This is a genomic window from Gemmatimonadota bacterium (assembly GCA_041390125.1).
GTDB lineage: Bacteria > Gemmatimonadota > Gemmatimonadetes > Longimicrobiales > Gaopeijiaceae > JAGQIF01.
The window spans coordinates 32,738-51,027 of record JAWKQN010000004.1 but is presented as its reverse complement, the minus strand read 5'-3'; the positions used below and the strand labels follow the sequence as shown (position 1 = coordinate 51,027).

At 70.8% G+C, this 18,290-nt stretch carries 14 protein-coding genes; 3 read left to right on the top strand and 11 right to left on the bottom strand.

The features are described from left to right. Positions 1-27: 27 nt before the first annotated feature. The 10 genes from R3E98_03535 to R3E98_03490 all read right to left on the bottom strand — a co-directional run bounded on the left by R3E98_03535 (position 28) and on the right by R3E98_03490 (position 14,716). Positions 28-693, bottom strand: a complete 666-nt coding sequence (locus R3E98_03535) for a S24 family peptidase (protein MEZ4422455.1) — start codon at positions 691-693, stop codon at positions 28-30. 114 nt (positions 694-807) lie between these two features. Next, on the bottom strand, positions 808-2,238 hold the full coding sequence (gltX, locus tag R3E98_03530; GenBank protein ID MEZ4422454.1) for a glutamate--tRNA ligase: 1,431 nt from the start codon (positions 2,236-2,238) through the stop codon (positions 808-810). A gap of 81 nt (positions 2,239-2,319) precedes the next feature. Continuing rightward, positions 2,320-5,442, bottom strand: a complete 3,123-nt coding sequence (locus R3E98_03525) for an efflux RND transporter permease subunit (protein ID MEZ4422453.1) — start codon at positions 5,440-5,442, stop codon at positions 2,320-2,322. Next, positions 5,439-8,792, bottom strand: a complete 3,354-nt coding sequence (locus R3E98_03520; protein ID MEZ4422452.1) for an efflux RND transporter permease subunit — start codon at positions 8,790-8,792, stop codon at positions 5,439-5,441. The genes R3E98_03525 and R3E98_03520 overlap by 4 nt, the downstream gene beginning before the upstream one ends. A gap of 1 nt (position 8,793) precedes the next feature. Beyond that, positions 8,794-10,158, bottom strand: a complete 1,365-nt coding sequence (locus R3E98_03515; GenBank protein ID MEZ4422451.1) for a TolC family protein — start codon at positions 10,156-10,158, stop codon at positions 8,794-8,796. After that, on the bottom strand, positions 10,155-11,348 hold the full coding sequence (locus R3E98_03510; protein MEZ4422450.1) for an efflux RND transporter periplasmic adaptor subunit: 1,194 nt from the start codon (positions 11,346-11,348) through the stop codon (positions 10,155-10,157). The genes R3E98_03515 and R3E98_03510 overlap by 4 nt, the downstream gene beginning before the upstream one ends. A gap of 194 nt (positions 11,349-11,542) precedes the next feature. Further along, positions 11,543-12,574: a hypothetical protein gene (locus tag R3E98_03505; GenBank protein ID MEZ4422449.1), complete on the bottom strand. Its 1,032-nt coding sequence runs from the start codon at positions 12,572-12,574 to the stop codon at positions 11,543-11,545. 126 nt (positions 12,575-12,700) lie between these two features. Beyond that, a complete protein-coding gene (locus tag R3E98_03500; GenBank protein ID MEZ4422448.1) occupies positions 12,701-13,996 on the bottom strand; it encodes a 6-bladed beta-propeller in 1,296 nt (431 codons plus the stop codon). Next, positions 13,972-14,505, bottom strand: coding sequence for a hypothetical protein (locus R3E98_03495; GenBank protein MEZ4422447.1), 534 nt, complete (start codon positions 14,503-14,505; stop codon positions 13,972-13,974). The genes R3E98_03500 and R3E98_03495 overlap by 25 nt, the downstream gene beginning before the upstream one ends. Before the next feature lie 28 nt (positions 14,506-14,533). Then, on the bottom strand, positions 14,534-14,716 hold the full coding sequence (locus R3E98_03490; protein MEZ4422446.1) for a hypothetical protein: 183 nt from the start codon (positions 14,714-14,716) through the stop codon (positions 14,534-14,536). Positions 14,717-15,153: 437 nt separating this feature from the next. Here R3E98_03490 and R3E98_03485 point away from each other — a divergent pair, with 437 nt between their 5' ends. From R3E98_03485 to R3E98_03475, 3 genes are read left to right on the top strand one after another with little or no spacing between them, the layout of a single operon-like run. Beyond that, positions 15,154-15,999, top strand: a complete 846-nt coding sequence (locus tag R3E98_03485) for a hypothetical protein (protein ID MEZ4422445.1) — start codon at positions 15,154-15,156, stop codon at positions 15,997-15,999. A 45-nt stretch (positions 16,000-16,044) separates the two neighbouring features. Then, on the top strand, positions 16,045-16,572 hold the full coding sequence (locus R3E98_03480; GenBank protein MEZ4422444.1) for an RNA polymerase sigma factor: 528 nt from the start codon (positions 16,045-16,047) through the stop codon (positions 16,570-16,572). 49 nt (positions 16,573-16,621) lie between these two features. Then, positions 16,622-16,945, top strand: coding sequence for a hypothetical protein (locus tag R3E98_03475; protein MEZ4422443.1), 324 nt, complete (start codon positions 16,622-16,624; stop codon positions 16,943-16,945). A 22-nt stretch (positions 16,946-16,967) separates the two neighbouring features. On the opposite strand, the gene ispG is transcribed toward R3E98_03475, so the two are convergent. Next, on the bottom strand, positions 16,968-18,203 hold the full coding sequence (gene ispG, locus R3E98_03470) for a flavodoxin-dependent (E)-4-hydroxy-3-methylbut-2-enyl-diphosphate synthase (GenBank protein ID MEZ4422442.1): 1,236 nt from the start codon (positions 18,201-18,203) through the stop codon (positions 16,968-16,970). Between the last annotated feature and the right edge of the window lie 87 nt (positions 18,204-18,290).

Here is an 18,290-nt window from a genome sequence, read left to right as displayed (position 1 = left end):
ACGCCAGAGGTCGGCAGCGCCGACGCGTCAGTGCGCGGTGGCCGCGCCGCCGGTCGGAGCGTCGGCGAAGCGACGCAGCATCGCGACCACCCGTCCCAGCACCCGCACCTCGCGCGGGTCCAGGGGACCGGTGGTGACCTGCGAACCGCGGGTGGAGTGGAGCTCGAGATGTCCCGCGCGCTGGAAGAGCCGACCGTAGGCGGTCACGCCGTCCTGCTCGAAGGCCACGGTGCACCCGTCGGGCAGGGCGCGGAGCTCACCTGGCTCGATCAGCACCTGGTCGCCTTCCTCCACGCCGAGCGCCGCCAGCTCGTCTCCGCGGACACGCGCACAGAAGCATGACTCGCTGGACGCCAGACGTCGATCGAGCGTGAGGTGCTGTTCCAGCAGGTCGCCACCCCCGTTGTCCATGTGCGCGGGCAACCGGCGATAGCAGGGAACGGAGACCGTGTCGGGGTTCAGGTCGACACCGAGGATGCGGACGCCGCGGGAGCGGGAGGGATCGCGCTCGAGGTGTCCCTTGTCGGCCAGCGCCTGCAGGTGCTCCGAGACGGTCTTGGTGCTGCGGATACCGAAGCGTTCCCCGATCTCGCGGATGGAGGGCTGGTACGTGTTGGCGCGCAGATACGTCACCATGAAATCCAAGATCTTCTGTTCGATCTCGGTCAGCGACAGGGGGGTCGCATTCTGCATTCGGTTCCGCTTTCCCTCGGGGCGGTGAAGGGACGGGCGCTTAGGCTACCGGCCGTCCGGGAACGTGTCAAGCAGGCATCCGGGAACGTGCGCGCGAAGCCGGCCGGGCATCCTTCACGCGTCCGGGAGCTGCCCGAGCGCCCGGTCGATCCGCGCCGCCGTGCGCTCCGGTCCCAGCCACACCAACAGGTCGAAGATGCCGGCGCTGGCGGACTGACCGGTCAGCGCCACCCGCAGCGGATGGATCAGCTTGGCCGCGCCCTCGCCGCGCTCCTCGGCGAGCGCGCGCAGCGCGGCCTCCAGGGAGGCCGCATCCCAGGCGCTCGACTGGAAGCGCTCCGCGGCGGCCAGCAACCGGGCACGCGCGTCGGCCGCGTGCTTCCAGTGCTGGCGCACGGCCTGCGGGTCGTAGGTCGGCGCGTCCAGCAACAGGGGCTCCATGCGCTCGAACAGCTCCGGGATCGTGCGCGCGCGCACCTTCATCATCTCCACGAGAACGATGAGGTTGGTGTGCGCTTCCCCGTCCAGCAACGCGCGCTGCCCGCGCCGGTCGGCCTCGTCCCGGACGAGCTCGAGCAACGACTCCGCGGAGCGGCGCGCCAGGTGCTGGCCGTTCAGCCACGCCAGCTTCTCGGGATCGAAGACCGCGCTCTTCTTCAGCACCCTCTCCATGCTGAAGCGTTGGACGAGCTCGTCCCGGGTCATCACCTCTTGTTCGTCCCCCGGATTCCATCCCAGCAACGCCAGGAAGTTGACCATGGTCTCCGGCAGGATCCCCTGGACGCGGTAGTCGCCGACGGCCGTGGCGCCGTGGCGCTTCGACAGCCGCTTCCCGTCGGTGCCCAGGATCAACGGCACGTGCCCGAACCTCGGCAGGTCGTAGCCGAGCGCGTCGTAGAGGAGGATCTGCTTGGGCGTGTTGGACAGGTGGTCGTCGCCGCGGATGACGTGCGTGATCCGCATGTCGGCATCGTCGGAGACGACGGCGAGGTTGTAGGTGGGCGTGCCGTCGGCGCGCAGCACCACCAGATCCTCGATGTCGGCGTTGGCGAAGCGCATCTCGCCGTGCACCAGGTCGTCCCAGACCGTCTCCCCGTCCGGCACCCGGAAGCGGATGGCGAAGGGCGCGCCCGCGTCCAGGCGCTCCCGCTCCAGGTCCGCACCGAGCGCGTCCGCGCGCGTCCGGTAGGGGCGCCGCTCGCCGAGCTTCAGCGCCTTGCGGTCGGCCTCGATCTCGTCGGGGGTGGAGAAATCCCGATACGCCAGGCCGCGCTCCAGCAGCCGGTGCGCCTCCTGGCGGTGCCGCTCCAGACCCCGGCTCTGGAAGAAGGGCCCTTCGTCCCACGACAGGTCCAGCCATTGCATGCCGTCCAGGATGGCCTGGGTGGCGGCCTCCGTGGAGCGCTCCCGGTCCGTGTCCTCCACCCGCAGGATGAACACACCGCCCTGGGCTCGGGCCAGCAGCCAGTTGAACAGGGCTGTTCGGGCCCCGCCGACGTGCAGGTAGCCCGTCGGTGATGGGGCGAAGCGAAGACGCATGGCCATGGGATGGGGGATGCGGACGCGCCGGGAGAGGGGGGGGGAGCACCGGGCGGCGAAGCGCCAACGGCCTTCAAGAGATAGAGGTCACTCGGCGGGCTGTAAAGTGGCCGGGATGGGGGGCACGGGGACGGAGGCCGGGAGGCGGCGGGGACGCTCGAACAGGAGGTAGAGGGCGGGGGTGGTGGTCAGCACGAAGAGCGTCGACGACAGCAGCCCCCCGATCAGGGCGTAGGCCAGCGCGTTCCAGATGTTGGAGTCGACCGACTCCGACCTCAGGACCAGCGGCAGGAGCCCGAGCACGGTCGTGGCGGTGGTCATGAAGATGGGGCGCACGCGCTGCAGCGTGCCTTCCACGACGGCCTCGGCGAGCGGGACGCCCTCATCGCGACGCAAGCGGTTCATCTTGTCCACGAGCAGGATGGCGTTGTTGACGACGATCCCGCCCATCATGATCACGCCGATGTAGGCTTCGCGCGTGAACGTGATGTCGTAGTAGAAGAAGATCAGGAACACCCCGATCAGGGCCATGGGCACGGTCAGCAGCACGCACAGGGGCTGACGCAGCGACTCGAAGAGGGCGGCCGTCACCATGTAGATCAAGCCCACCGATACGAGCAGGACCAGGTAGATCTGGTCGCGCTCCTCCTCCGCCCAGCGGTAGCGGTCCAGCTTCTTGACCGTGTAGCCGGGCGGCGTCTCGGTCGCGGCGATCACCTGCTCGTGCACCAGGTCCCCCAGCTTGGTCGGGCCGCGGAACTCGTAGGCCACGGTGCGCTGGTACTGCTGGTCCTCGCGGCGGATCTCCGAGAGCACCTCCCGGGGCGCGATGGTCACCACGTCGCCCACGCGCACGCCCGTCCCGTCGGGCGCTTCCACCAGCACTTCGTGCAGCGCGCGCACGTCCAGCTCGCGGTTGCCCTCGATGCGGATGTCGTAGCGCAGCTCCTCGCCGCCCACCTTCACGTAGTCCCGGCTGGGCGTCGAGGCGATGGCCGTGCGCAGCCGGCCCACGAAGTCCTGGACCGTCAATCCGTAGCGCGCCAGGGCGTCGCGGTCCACGTCCACCACATACTCGAAGGCCCGGTCCCGGTTGAAGAAGGACCCGGTGGAGTTGGTGTCGACCTCCTGCACCCGCGGCTGCCGCCGCAAGCGGCGCCCCAGGTCCTCGGCGATGTCGCGCACCTGCTCGTAGTTGTAGCCGAGCACCTGGATGGCGTAGTTCGGCGGGCTGCCTCCCCCTCCGTAGAAGGAGGGCCCGAACCCGTAGACGCGCACCTCGGCCCCCGAGAAGCCCAGACCGAAGCTCGTGAGCTGCTCCTTGATGACGACGGGCACCGCCGTCTGCTCCAGCTCGTCCGGGAAGTAGACGGATGTGCGCGCGAAACGCGGGGTCACCTGGGTGCTGAACTCCTCCACCTCGGGCATGCGCTTGATGCGCTCCTCGAAGTACTGGACGAGCTCGTCCATGCGCGCGAGATCCGAGCCCCGGGGCAGCTCGTAGATGATCTGCAGGTACGTGTCGTTCCCCCAGCCGGCCCGGCTCCACACGACCCCGCGGTCCACGTGTTCGTCGAAGAGCCAGGCCGAGCCCGCGAAGACGCCCGCCGTGAGCACGATCATCCACACGGGATGAGCCGTGATGAAGGCGAGCAGGGTCGCGTAGAAGCGCACGTACAGGGGTCGAGGCCCACGCTCCCCGCCCCAGCGCCCATCCCCGTCCGTCCGCCGCTCCGGCAACACCCGCGCCGACAGCGCGGGGATGAACGTGAACGAGACCAGGAGCGAGCCCACGAGCGTCAGCGCGACGACGATGGCCAAAGGCACGTAGAACACGCGCAGCTCGCCCTGCAGGTAGACGAAGGGCAGGAAGACGATCAGCGTGGTCGCCGTGGAGGCCAGGATGGGCAGGATGACGTCCCGGGTCCCCTGCTCCGCCGCCTCGGCCGGCGTCCGCCCGGACTGCCACGCCCGATAGACGTTCTCGAGCACCACGATGGAGTTGTCGACGATCAGGCCGAAACCCATCGCCAGTCCCATCAGGGTCAGCAGGTTGAGGGCGTACCCGCCGAAGTACACGAGATTCAACGCGATCAGCACCGAGAACGCGATCGTGGCGAAGATCACGACCGTGGACCGGACCGAGCGCAGGAAGACCAGCAGCACGACCAGGATCACGAGCGCCGACAGCAAGGCGCGCGTCCGCAGATCGGTGAGCTGGCGCCGGATGTCCTCGCTCTCGTCGTACTCCAGGTCGTAGCTCGTCCCCACCGGGCCCGCGTTCTCCACGCGCGCCACCACGTCCTTGACGCGGTCGGCCACGCGCACCGAGTTCGCCCCGATCTCCTTGACGACCTCGAAGCGCACCGCCGGCTGGGCATCGATGCGGAAGTGGAACAGCGGCTCCTCGTAGGTGTCCCGGACCCGGGCCACGTCCTCGACCCGCACCAGGCGCCCGCCGTCGGCGAGCAGGACGGCGGAGCGGAAGTCGTCCACCGAGCCCGGTCGGTTGCGGATGGTGACCGTCCACTGCCGCTCCCCGTCCCGGTGGGTCCCGGCCTCCCGCACCAGGTCCAGGTCCCCGATGCGGCGGCGGACCTCGTCGGGCGCCAGGTCCAGGGCATGCATGCGCTGCGGGTCGAGCTCCAGCTCCAGCACGCGCTCCTGGCCGCCTTCGACCCGGACGAACCCGACGCCCTCCACCTGGCTGATCAGCGGGGCGACGTCCTCTTCCAGGTAGCGCCGCAGCGCGCCCAGGGTATGGGGACCGGAGAAGGTGTAGGCCAGGAAGCGGCTGTCCTGGTTCGAGAACTGCTCCGGGACGTAGGGCTGCACGGTCACGTTGCCCACGCCGGGCGGCAGCTCCTCACGCAGCGTGGCCATGCGCTCGGCCAGCTCCATCCGCGTGAAGTCCATGTCCACGTCGCGATTGAACTCGATGTCCAGCTCCGTCTGCCCCTCGGACGAGACCGACGTCACCTTCTCCACGCCCTGGATCTGCTGGACGGCGGCCTCCATGGGCGAGGTGAGGAACGCTTCCACCGTCTCGGGCGACGCCCCCCGCCACTCCCCCGTGACCGATAGACGGGGCAGGCGCGTGTCGGGCAGCAGCTCGATGGGGATATTGCGCCAGGCGGCGACGCCGAGCAGGGCCACGGACGCGTAGGCCATCGCGACGGCGACCGGACGACGGATGCTCAGCCGGATCACAGGCGCGCTCCGACCGGCCGGGGCGTGGCGGCCAGATCGGCCTCCACCCCCACCGGGACGTCCCGTGCCGCCATCCCGCCCTCCACGACCGCGTAGACGACGGGCACCACGATGAGCGTGAGCGCGGTGGCCAGCATGAGGCCGCCGATGACCGCGATCGCCAGCGGCGCCCGCAGGTCGGCTCCCCGACCGATGCCGAGCGCCATGGGCAGGAGGCCCAGCACGGTGGTGATGGTGGTCATCAGGATGGGGCGGAGGCGCACACGGCCGGCCTCGAGGATGGCCTCCCGCAACGGGGCTCCCCGCGCCCGCGCCTGGCGGATGAAGTCCACCTTCACGATGGAGTCGTTCACCACGATGCCGACGAGGATCACCATGCCGATCAGGCTCATGGTGTTGAGTCCCTGCCCCGTCAGCGCCAGCGCCAGCAGCGCCCCCACGAGCGCCAACGGCACCGCCGTCAGGATCGTGAACGGGTGCGCGAACGATTCGAACTGGGCAGCGAGGATCATGTAGACGAGCAGGAGCGCAAGACCGAACGCGAAGGCCAGATCCCGGAACGAGCGCCGCATCTCCTCGTTCTCCCCCCCCACCTCCACACGCAGCCCGCGCGGCAGGACGAGGCCACCCAGCGCACCCTGCACCGCCGTGAGCGCGTCGGCGAGTCCGCCGTCGACGACGTCCGCCAGCACGGTGGTCACCCGGCCCTGGTCCTCCCGCCGGACCTCCGACGGCGCCAGCGCCTCGCGGACCCGCACGAGCTCCCGGAGCGGCACGCCCTGCACGCGCAGCAGGTCGAGCGAGGCCACCGAGAAGCGGTGGTCGTCCGGCAGACGCACCACGACGTCGATCTTGCGATCGAAGTCCACGAACTCCGTGGCGCTCGCACCCCGCATGGCGCGCTCCACCGTCTCGGCGACCAGGCGCGGCTCGATGCCGTAGCGGGCCGCCTGCTCGCGCAGGACCTCGACCTGGTACTGGGGCCGCCCGTGGGTCTGTCCGATGCGCACATTGCCCAGGCGGGCCACCCCGGCCAGGCGGGCCTCGATCTCCTGGGCGCTCCGGTAGGCCCCTTCCAGGTCCTCCCCGCGGATCCGCACCGCGATGTCCGCCTCCGCGCCGCCGAGCAGGCGCCCCAGCGCGGTCGCTTCCCCCTCCCGAACGGACAGCGCACCCACCGGGAGGGGCAGGTCCGGGTGGCGGGCGCGCTCGGCCACCACCGCCGTGTGTGCGCCGGGACGGAGCCGCACGTCCAGGGTCGCCGTGTGCAGACCGCGGTCCTCGTCGCTCTCGGCGTAGGCGCGCACGTCACGCCCGACCCGCGTGAAGACGGTCTCCACGTCCGGGTCGTCCAGGAGGGCCTGCTCCAGCTGGGAGGCCACCTCGGTCGTGGTCTCGAGGCTCGTCCCCTGTTCGAGGGCCAGGTGGACGGTGAAGCTGCCCTGGTCCACATCGGGAAGCACGTCCCGGTCGAGGAGCGCGCCCACGAGGGCGGCCACGGCCAGCCCGGCCACCGCGCTCCCCACCACCACGGCCTTCCGGTCCAGAGCGGACTCGAGGATCCGGTGGTACCCGGACTCGAAGACGGCATACCCGCGGTCGAAGCCCGCGAAGGCACGTGTGGTGAGGGGACGGAGCAGCCGGGCGACCAGGCCGGCCCAGAAGACGAGAAGAGCCAGCACGAAGGGGAGCAGCCGGTCGAGGAGGCCCCAGATCAGCAGGGCGCCCACCCAGCGGGCCGCCAGGACGGCCCGGAGCGGAACGCCCCGGACGCCCACCGGGGCCGCGGCGCGGACCTCCCGCCAGCGTGGCCGGGGACGGGGCGCGGGCGCCTCGCGCGGACCGGCGGCGAAGCGCGCCGCGACGGCCGGAAGGAGGGTCAGGGCGACCAGGAGGCTCATCAGGAGCGAGAAGGCGACGGTGAGCGACAGGTCGCGGAACAGCTGACCCGCCACGCCTTCCACGTAGATGATGGGTCCGAACACGGCGATGGTCGTGAGCGTGGACGCCGTGATCGCACCCTGGACCTCCTCGGCGCCCAGGGCAGCGGCCTCTTCCGGTGCCGCACCCAGCTCGCGGTGCCGGAAGACGTTCTCGAGCACGACGATCGAGTTGTCCACCAGCATGCCCACCCCGAGCGCCAGCCCACCGAGGCTCATGATGTTGAGCGAGACGTCGAATCCCTCCATGAGGGCGAAGGTGCCGATGACCGAGATGGGGATGGCCAGCGCCACACCCACCGGGTAGCGCGGGTCGCGCAGGAAGAAGAACAGCACCAGGAAGGCCAACAGGCCTCCCAGCACGAGCGCCTGCACGACGTTGCTGATGGAGTCGGAGATGAACGCCGCCTGTGTGGAGGCGACGTCGAGCCGCAACGTGGGATACTCGGACCGGAGCTGGGTCAGCACCGTCTCCACGTCGCGGGCCACGGAGACGGTGTTGGCGCCGGACTCCTTGAACACGAGAAGCCCCACCGCCTCGCTGCCTCCGTAGCGCGCGAGGGACTCGCGGTCGGAGTACCCGTCGATCACCCGGGCCACGTCGGCCAGACGCACGAGTCGGGCGCCGGCCTGCTCCTCGCGGGCCGCATCCGCGAAGATGGGCTGGCGCGCCACGACCACGTCGCCGATCTCGGCGACGGTCTGGAACTCCCCCAGCGTGCGCAGCGGATACCGATAGCGGCCCCTCAGGATGGTCCCGCCCGGCGCGCTGTAGTTGGCAGCGGCCAGCGCGGAGGCGATCTGCTCGAGCGTGACGTTGTAGACGTCGAGCAGCTCGGGATCCACCTCCACCTGGATCTCGCGGTCCAGGCCGCCGGTCACGGACGCCTCGGCTACGCCGTCCAGCTGCTCGAGCCGGCGGCGCACGACCGTCTCCGTCAGCTCCTTGGTCTGCCAGAGGTCGGCCCCACCCGTCACCGACAAGGCCAGGATGGGCTCCGACTCGGGATCCACGCGCAGGATGCGCGGTCGCGACCGGGCCGCGCTCTCGGGCAGCTGATCCCGCACGTTGTCCAGCCGCTCGCGCAGGTCGAGCGTCGCAAAGTCCATGTCCGTCCCCCACGCGAAGCGGAGGGTCACCAGACTCACGCCCTCACGGCTCACGGACGTGACGCGCTCGACACCCGGCACAGCCGCCGCCTGGCCTTCGATGCGCTCGGTGACGAGGCGCTCGACCTCGGCCGGGGCCACGTCCGGATAGGACGTGTAGACCACGAGGCGCGGATAGCTGACGTCCGGGAGGAGGTCGATGGGCAGACGGAAATAGGAGATGAGCCCGAGCAGGACGACGCTCAGGTAGAGCATCGCCACCGCAACGGGACGCCGCGTCGAGCCGCGGGGAAGCGACACGTCAGTCCGGCTCCGGCGCGCCGGGCCGGATCGGTGCCCCGACCGCCGTTTCCAGCGCGACGCGCGCCAGCACGAAGTCGTAGCGGGCGGAGACGGCGGCCCGGCGAGCCTCGGCGGCTTCACGCACGGCGGCCTGGAGGTCCTCGAACGACTTCACGGCCAGGCGGTACTCCTCGCGCACGAGGCGCAGACGCTCGTCGGCGACCTCCTGGGCCTGCGCGGTGGTCTGGACCTGTTCATAGGCGTTGTCCAGGTCGATCGACGCCTGCCGCACGTCACGCTCCACCTCCAGGCGGCGCTGGCGCGTGGTCTCCTGCGCGTTGCGCGACGCGACTTCCGCCTGGGCGATCTGATACGACGTCTGGAAGCGACTGAAGAGGGGGATGCGGAGCGACAGCTCCAACGACCCCTGCGACTGGTCGTCGGGCGTCAGGTCGAACAGGGCGTCCGCGTCGGGCCCGAACGTCCCGCGCCCGAGCCCTCCCGACAGGCTCACGGACGGCCAGCGCGCCGCGCGGGCCGCGGCGGCGCTCGCGTTGGACGCCAGCTGCCCGGCTTCCGCGCCGCGCACCACGGGGCTGGTGGCCACCGCACGCTCCACCAGGGCATCGATGTCCAGCGCGGCCGGGTCGAAGAGGTCCAGCGCCGCCGGCGCCACGGCGCCCACGGGCGCCGCCCCCCCCACCGCCGCCTCCAGCGAGAGCAGGGCCTTGGCGCGCTCCCCCGAGGCGCTCCGCACCTCCACCTCCTGGCGACGCACGGCCAGCTGGGCACCGAGGACGTCGCTGCGGCTCTTGGCGGCCAGCGCGAAGAGGCGCTCCGTGGCATCGAGGTCCCTGCGGTTCTCCTCGAGGAGCTCCTCTTCGATCGCCAACAGTTCCTGCTGGCGCTGCGCCGCGAAGAAGTCGCGCTCCACCTGCGCGGCCACGCGCACGAGCTCCGCGGTGGCCGTCCAGCGCCGCGCCTCACCGGCGGCGCGCGCCTCGCCCAGGGCGTGGAAGCGACGTCCGCCCTCGAACAGCGGCATGCTGATGCTGAGGCCCTGACGGGAGCCCGAGTTGTAGCGCGTCTGGGCGTTGGGGTTGGCCACCGGGTTGCCGAAGTCGTCCGTTCCGACGAGCTGACGCACGAACCCGCCGTTGGTCCCTGCCGACAGTGAAAGCTCGGGCAGGAACGCGCCCCAGGCCTGTCGCGTCTCCGGCACCGTCAGCTCCAGGTTGTTGAGCGCGGCGCGATACTCGGGATTGCCGGTCCGGGCGCGCTCCAATGCCTGCTCGAGCGTGAGGGGCGCGGGCTGCTGCGCCGCGAGGGCCGGCGGTCCGCCCGCGGCGAGGGCGCACAGCAGCCCAAGCGCGCGCAGCCTCATCGGCCGGGTCTCCCCTGCCCTGGCGCGAGGGTCTCCTCCAACCGGATGACCGCGTCGTGGATGAGGTAGGTGTGCCCCTCCACCAGGACGATCTCGCCCGGCTCGACCATGCGCGTGTCCGGGTTGTCGAGGATCTCGACGAGCGTCTCGTTCTCACGCCCCGGTGTGACGTAGCGCCACTCCGATCGGAGGATGTCCCCGTCGGGTCGGGCCACGAAGAGCATGGGCCGTCCGTCCCGTTCCAGGACGGCGCTGCGTGGGACCAGGATGCGGTCCGGGAAGTGCTGCGCTTCCAGCGAGACGCGGGCGTACATGCCGGGTTTGATACGCCCTTGTGGATTGCGCAGGTGGAGCGTGACCCGAGCGCTGCCGGTCTCGGGATCGACGACCGGGTTGATGGTCTCCAGCGTGCCGGAGAACACCTCGTCCGGGAGGGCCGTGAACGTCACCCGCGCGCGCCGACCCCGCGAGAGGAGGCTCAGGTCCTTCTCGAGGACCTGGGCCTCCACCTTGATGGGGTCGAGGTCCACCAGCGTGAGCAGCTCGGTGCCCTCGGACACGAACTGGCCGGGCACGACCTTGAGGTCCGCGACCCGCCCGGCGAACGGGGCGCGGACACGGGTACGCTGCAGCGCGAGCTCGGCCACCTCGAGCGCCACCTGGGCGCGATCGAATCCGCTGATCGACCGGGCGAAGCGCTCGCGCTCGGCGCGCAGGGCGGGATCGGGGATCTCCTCGTCGAACAGGATCTTCTGGCGGTACTGCGCCTCCGCCGCCAGGACCTCGCTACGGTTGCGCGCGACCTCGAGCGCGTACTCCGTCGAGTCGATCCGGATCAGCGTTGCGCCCTCGCCGACGGCGTCGCTCTCGCGCACGTCCACCGAGCGGATCTCTCCCGCCACGAGCGCGTTGACCCGCGCCTCCCGGATGGGCTCCGCCCGTCCGTCCGCCGTGACCGAGATCCACAGGGTGTCCCGCCGGACCTCGCGTCCCACGACCGGCACGGCCCCCTGGGTGGAGAACTGGAGCGACGCCGAGGTCTCTGCGGTGGGGTCGTCCGTCTCTTCCGTGGACGCGGCAGCCTCGCCTTCGGGCGTCTCCCCGCGCAACCTGAAGTACACGCCCGTGGTGAGTGCGGCCAGGATGAGAAGGACCGTGAATCCGCCCAGCGTCTGCCTGGAGAACGTCATGAGGCCACCTTCCGCCTGTGGATCCGCCGGACCGGAGGTCGGCGGGGACACGCCCGCAGCGCCGCAACGCTCCCGTTGGGATGCGCGCTCACGGCCCAGCGTTGCCACTGGCGGGAGACCCGCCCGTGCCGAGAAGCGTACGGGGGGTGGCTATGGAGGGTCAATGCGATCCTGGGACGACCGGGTCCCCGCGCTCAGACCACCCGCGCGGCGGGGAACGGGATGACGCGGGCCTGCATCCGCTCCGCTTCGGGCGCGTAGCGCAGGAGGCCGGGACCCGGATCGCGCACGGCCGTGAACAGCGTGCGACCACAGGGCGACAGCGCGATGGCCACCGCATCGTGGTCGAGCTCGAACGCGCGGCGCAGGGTCAGGTCCCAGCCCAGCTCGACGACCAGACGGCCCGCGGCCGCAGCCGACCCGCACTCCAGGGGCCGGCGACCGGAATAGAGCGCCACGATGCGGTCGCGCCGCGCCACGACGTCCAGGTAGCCGGTGCGCGTCCGCTCATCGAAGAGGGCCACCGGGCGGCCGAACGTCCGGTCCACCCGGTAGTGGGGCTCGAACTCCTGCAGTCTGGGCGCCGATGCCAGCACGCTGCCCTCCGCGCCCAGGATCTCGAGGCGGTCGGCGCGGCGGGTGGCCAGCACGTAGAGTCCGCCGTCCGGGTGCACGCGCAGCACGGAGTCGTAGCCGCGGTGACGCGTTGCGATGTCCTCGTCGGGATCTCCCGGCACGGTGCCGAACTGCTCGAGCAGCCGCCCGTCGGCGTCGAAGCGGGCCAGCCGCCCCGACGGAAAGGCCCCCGTGCTCACGACCGTGTCGGCGTCCCATTCCGCCTGCTGGACGGGGTGACGCGCGTCGAGGGCCACGACCTCGGGCGCAGGCTGGCGCGCCGGGAGCGCGAACGCGACCTCTCCCACCTCGAAGCGGGTCAGACGCTGCAGGACGGAGTCGAAGGCCCACACCCCGCCGGCGTCGCCCGGTCTGCGTGTCAGCGAGCGCGGCCCCAGGAAGGCCCCGGGCGCGTGGCCCCGGCTCCCGCTCTGCCGCACCACCCGTGCACGCGCGACGTCCACCACGCGTAGCGCGGGTGGGGCGGTCTCGTTCAGCAGGACGAGGTGATCCTCGTCCAGGGTGAGCATCTGCTGCGGATGCCCCACCATGCGCGAGGGACATACGCGCGCTCCCTGGAGCGCGCCCACAGATCGCACTGTCTTGATCATGCCCATGAGACAACCGCGGGCGCCGGGGGCGCCCCGTTCAGGGGGAGAGCGGCGCGACCTGTCGGCGCACCGTCTGAACCGGTCTTGCAGGGCGGGCCGGGAGCGACACGCGGCCCGTCCGGGGCTTCACTGCTGCAACGCACCTCCGCCGGCAGAGGCGAGGCGGAACGGGCCGGCGTCGGATGCCTCGCCACGACCGCGGGGCGCGGGATCCGGGGGACCGGCCGCGAGCAGGACCGGGGTCCGCGACGCGCGTGGATCGACGCCGGGTAGCGCCGAGACGAGGACGGTTCGGACCGCGGTCTCGAGCTCCTCCGTGATCACCGCCACGCGGTCGCCCTTGTCCGACGCGAGGGTGACGGCACGGCCCGGAAGCTCGTAGCTCGCCTCCACCCGACCCCGCCGGTCCACCACGTCGACGAACGAGCGGGGCCAGAAGTCCTTGTAGCCGCCGTCCCCCGTCCCGCGCTGGACCTCGCGCCACTCGCGGAAGCGCAGCACGGCGAACCGACCACCCGAGAGCGCGGCCAATCCCGTCACGTTGGGCTGGTAGACCGCGCGATTCTGCCGGTAGCCGAATGCGACCGGCCTGCCCACCATCACGACGGGGTCCACCCCACGGTGGTAGACCGGGAGCGTGATCGGCTCGCCCACCGGACGGCCGGACGCGTCGTACCCGCGGATGGTCGCGTCCGCCTGGGTCAGGACCCACAGCGTATCGCCGACGAAGTCCGCGCTCACGTGGTTGAAGACACGCCGGAGCACCACGTCCTCGTAGGGCGTGGGCTCGCCCACACCTCCGATGGTCGCGCCGTCGGGCCCCCATACACGCACGAGCCGGACACCGTCCCAGGCGGCCGGATCCTTCAGGTAGGGCCCGAGGTCCGCGCTGAACCAGGAATCGACCCAGCGTCCGTCGCGCGCCAGGGCGAACTCACCCATGAACGGGATCCCCTGGGGGATCGGAGGCGCCTCCAGCACCTGCTCGTACCGTCCCTGTCCATCGAAGAACTGGACGGTCCACTGCTCCGCATCCACGGCCATGAAACCGGTGCCGTCGTCGCGGCAGCGGACGGTCTCCAGCCGGCGGAACTCGCCGGGCCCCTCGCCGTCGCGCCCCACCGAGCGGACGTGGCCGCCGCTCTCGTCGAACCAGTCGATGCGCTCCGTGGCGCCGTCACTGACGAGCAGGCTGCGATCGAGGAAACAGAGCGAGTTCGGGATGAGCAGGAGCGTGTCGCGGCCCGAGAAGTCCGAGCGCAGGTCGGTCCACGGAAGCGGCTCGGCGGGAACGGCGCTGGACAGCTCGCGGCGACCGTCCAGCAGCACGGCACGATCGAGATCGCGCGCGGCGCCTGCGCCACACGCGACCAGAAGGACGGCAGCCGCCGCCGGGATCAGGACTCGACCGCGGCGGTGCATTGCTTCTCGTAGCGTTCGGGCTTCTCGTTGCCCTGGTAGGGCCATGTGTTCAGCACCTCTTCCCCATCCCGGATCAGCAGCGCAGCCGGGACGGCCTGGATGTCGAGCACCTTCTTGATGTCGTCGCGGAAGACCACACGACTGTCGGAGTGGACCAGCTCCCTGAACTCCCGCGCCCCGGGATCGTCGGTCGGCACCACCCACGTGGTGGGCAGGGCCGGCCCTTCATCGCGACGCGCCTCCCGCTGCGCGGCCTCGTGGCACCATGGACACGTGGACTCGAAGACCACGACGACCTCGCAGGAACTCCCCGTCAACAACGTCGTCGGGGTGCCGTCGGTCAGGTCGGTGACATCCAGGGACGCCAGATCACGCACACGCTCCCCGATCTCGAGTCGGGACACGTACACGTTGCCACCACCGGAGAGCTTGGCCTGGATGAAGGCGTGGGCTCCGGTGACGAGGGCCAGCAGGCCCACGATCATGAAGGTCTTGCGGGATCCGCTCATCGGGGGCGCGGGAGCTCCGGGTGGGAGATCAGACGGAGCAGTAGCAGAACAGCCAGCAGTTCGCGCAGCAGGCGAACAGCTCCTCGGCGCCGCGATCCAGACAGACGTTGTTGCTGAAGCCGGCCGCCGCGGGGGCCGCAATGCCGAGGTTGACCAGCACGAACGATGCGAGGATCCAGTGCTTGCGCACGACCCTGAGGGCCTTCCGCATGGGTGCTCTCCTTGTCCAGATCTGGTTGTGTTTGGTCTCGACCCGAACACGGAGAACGACCGCCCCAGCGTGAGACGATCTCGTGTGCGCCCCCCATCGCCCACTCAATCGCTCGCCGCCTGAAACCACCGAAGTGGCCGGGCGGCCGCCCCCATGTTCGACCCTATAACGCCACGACCCCGGAGATCGGTTTACACGGGCGTCGAATCGGTTCGGACGCCCCTTCCCGGGAGCTTCGCGGCGCTCGTCGGTGGGCGCAGCCCGGGCGATCGCGGTGCCGCTGGACGGCACGGGTTCCGGGGCGGCGGGATCGGCCCCAGTAAACGGTTTCGGTCCGTGGTAGCGTTCTCTTACGTTGAGGAGGGGGCCCGTCCGGGCCCTCTGCGGCTGCGAGCCCCGGGGGTGCAGTGAGCGCGGTTGACGTGGTTCGATCGGACGTGGATCCGGACGCCCGGGACGCCAAGGCCTGGGTCCACTTCTGGATCCTGCTGGCGCTCGCATCGGTCGTGTTCGTGCTGGGCACGCTCTTCGCTCCGGCCGGCCCGCGGGGCGCCCGGACCGCCCTCCTGCGCCTGCCTCCCTTCCTCTTCGACATCGTACCGGTGGCCGCCGGCCTCGTGATCGGCGCGCTACCGCCGCGACAGATCGTCGCCCGTCAGGCCCTGACCCTCGCATTCGTGGCGTCGGGCCTTATGCTGTTCATGGACTCTGCGGTCGGACCTCCCAGCGCTCGGGCATTGCTGAACCCCACCACGGAAGCCGCCTCCACGCCTGCGGCAGGCGCGCATCGGCCCGACGCGGGCGCGCCTGGGTCGAACACGCTCTGGGGTTTCGATGACCACACGCTCATCGACACGGTGGGTGCCGCACAGGCCATGATCCGGGTGCTCGGGAGCAACGAGGCGTCCGACGCCGACGCGAGCGCCAGCCGCATCGGACTCCGGGACCCCCGCAACGTCGCGGTGGCGGCCGGCCGGCGGTTGCTGTCGCTGAGCCTGCCGTTCATCCTGATCGGCCTTGCGGTGGGGCTGTCCACCTGGCTGCACGCCCGGGTGGCGTTCCGCCGCGAGATCGACGGACGGGTGGCCCAGCTCCTGATCGGCTGGACGTTCGTGCCCCTGGTCGCGTTCCTGCTCTCCGCATGGGCCAACGTCACCCGCTTCAGCGCGCTGTTCGAGGGGGCGCCCCTGTCGATCCTCCTGGTTCCCTACGTCCCCTTTGCGGTCGCAGCGGCCGTGGGTTGGAAGACGTCTCAGCGCGCGGCGCGAGAGATGGATCCCTGACGGGGCCGCTCGCGGCCCCTCCCCCCCGATGACGAGCCCCCCGGCGTGAGTACCGCGGACGCGCGACAGATCCGCGAGATGATCACGGAGTACACGCCCCGGCTGCTGCCGGTGGCGGCGGCCTTCGCGGAGGGGGACATGGAAGCCGAAGACATCCTCCAGGACGTCTGGATCCACGTCAGTCGCAATCTGCATCGCCGTCCCCCGGAGGCGCCGCTCGGGGCGTGGCTGTATCGCATCACGTTGAACGTGGGGCGGTCGCACCGGAGAAGACGTCGGCGCAGGGAGGGACTGCGCGTTGGTCGTTGGGGGTGGTGGAACCGGGAGACGGACGGAGACCTGCCGCCGACCATCGAGGGCGAGCAGGCCAAGTCCCGCATCTGGCAGACCATCGCGGATCTGCCCGCACTCCAGAAGGAGGTGGTCCTGCTACGAGTGGTGGAAGAACGCAGCACCGCGGAGGTCGCCGAGATCCTCGGACGCGCCGAAGGCACGGTGAAAGCCTCGCTGCATCGGGCCCTGGGGCGTCTGCGCTCCGAGATCGGAGAACGGCACGATCTTCGCTTGACATGAAACGCGCGTGAGAAGTCGACATCCACCTCCCCCCGAACGGAGGTACGGAATGGAACGGAACCCCGAACGCAACCCGCTCGAGCATCCGGACGAGGAGCTCGTGCTCGCCCTGCGGGAGCTGGCGCGAGAGGAGGCCCCGCTTCCCCTCGGCATGGTGTCCCGTCTCGAGGCGGGGGTGAACGCCGCGCGCGGGCGCTCCCAGGGGATCAGCGCCGACGCCGCCACGGTGATCGCATCCGTGGTCTTCGTCGTCGCCAGCATCACCTACATGGATTTCTTCTCGATCGGCTTCGCGGTGACCCTCGCGGCCGCATCGGGTCTGTACGGCTTTTCGCTGAAGTGGATCCTGAACCCGACGCGGGGCACCTCGTGACCGTACACGCTGACGGCGGCTCCTAGCGAGCACCCCCCGCCGTCACCCCCCCGTAGGTCCGCTCCACGTAGGCCTCGAGGATGTCCTGGAACTCCTCGACCAGACCGTCCCCCTTCAGCGTCGTGTAGTGCTCGCCGTCCACGTAGACGGGCGCCTTCGGCTCCTCGAAGGTACCCGGGAGAGAGATGCCCAGGTTGGCGTGCTTGGACTCCCCCGGGCCGTTGACCACGCATCCCATCACCGCGACGTCCATCGACTCCACCCCCGGGTAGCGGGTTCGCCACTCCGGCATCCGTGCGCGGATGTAGTCGGTGATCTGCTGTGCCATCACCTGGAAGAAGGTGGACGTGGTGCGCCCGCATCCGGGGCAGGACGTCACCTGGGGCTCGAAGCTGCGGATCTGGAGGGATTGCAGGATCTGTTGTGCCACGCGCACCTCCTCCGCACGATCCCCGCCCGGCTGCGGCGTCAGGGAAACGCGGATGGTGTCGCCGATGCCCTCCGACAGCAGGACCGCCAGGCCGGCCGTGGTGGCGACGACGCCCTTGGTCCCGAGTCCGGCCTCGGTCAGGCCGAGATGGAGCGGGTAGTCCGAGCGGGGGGACAGTTGACGGTAGGCCCGCACCAGGTCCGGGACCGAGGACACCTTGGCCGAGAGGATGATGCGATCGTGGGCGAGGCCGGTCTCCTCGGCCAGGGCGGCCGAGCGCAGCGCGCTCTCCACCATGGCGTCGATGAGCACCTCGCCCGCGTCCTTGGGCGCGGCCGCCCGGGCGTTGGCATCCATGAGCTCGGTCAGGAGCCGCTGGTCGAGCGAGCCCCAGTTCACCCCGATGCGCACGGGTTTGCCGTGCTCCAGCGCCACCCGCACGATGGCCTGGAAGTTCTCGTCCCGGCGGGAGGTGCCCACGTTGCCGGGGTTGATCCGGTACTTGTGCAGCGCACGCGCGCAGTCGGGGAACTCCGTGAGGAGGAGGTGCCCGTTGTAGTGGAAGTCCCCGACGAGAGGCACCTGCACGCCCCGATCGGTCAGCCGCTCCGCGATCTCGGGTACGGCGCGCGCCGCCTCGCGATGGTTGACGGTCACGCGCACGAGCTCGCTGCCCGCCGCCGCCAGCAGGGCCACCTGCTCGACGGTGGCGCCCACGTCCGCGGTGTCGGTGTTGGTCATGGACTGGACGACCACCGGGGCGTCTCCACCGACCTGGACCCCGCCGACGTCGACCGCGACGGTGCTCCTGCGCTTCCACGTGCTCACTGCGGGTGCTCCCTCCGAGATCTTCCGCGCCTGGATCGAGCGTGGAATCTAGCAGGTCGCCGAACCACGGGGGCACCCCGCGGGGGG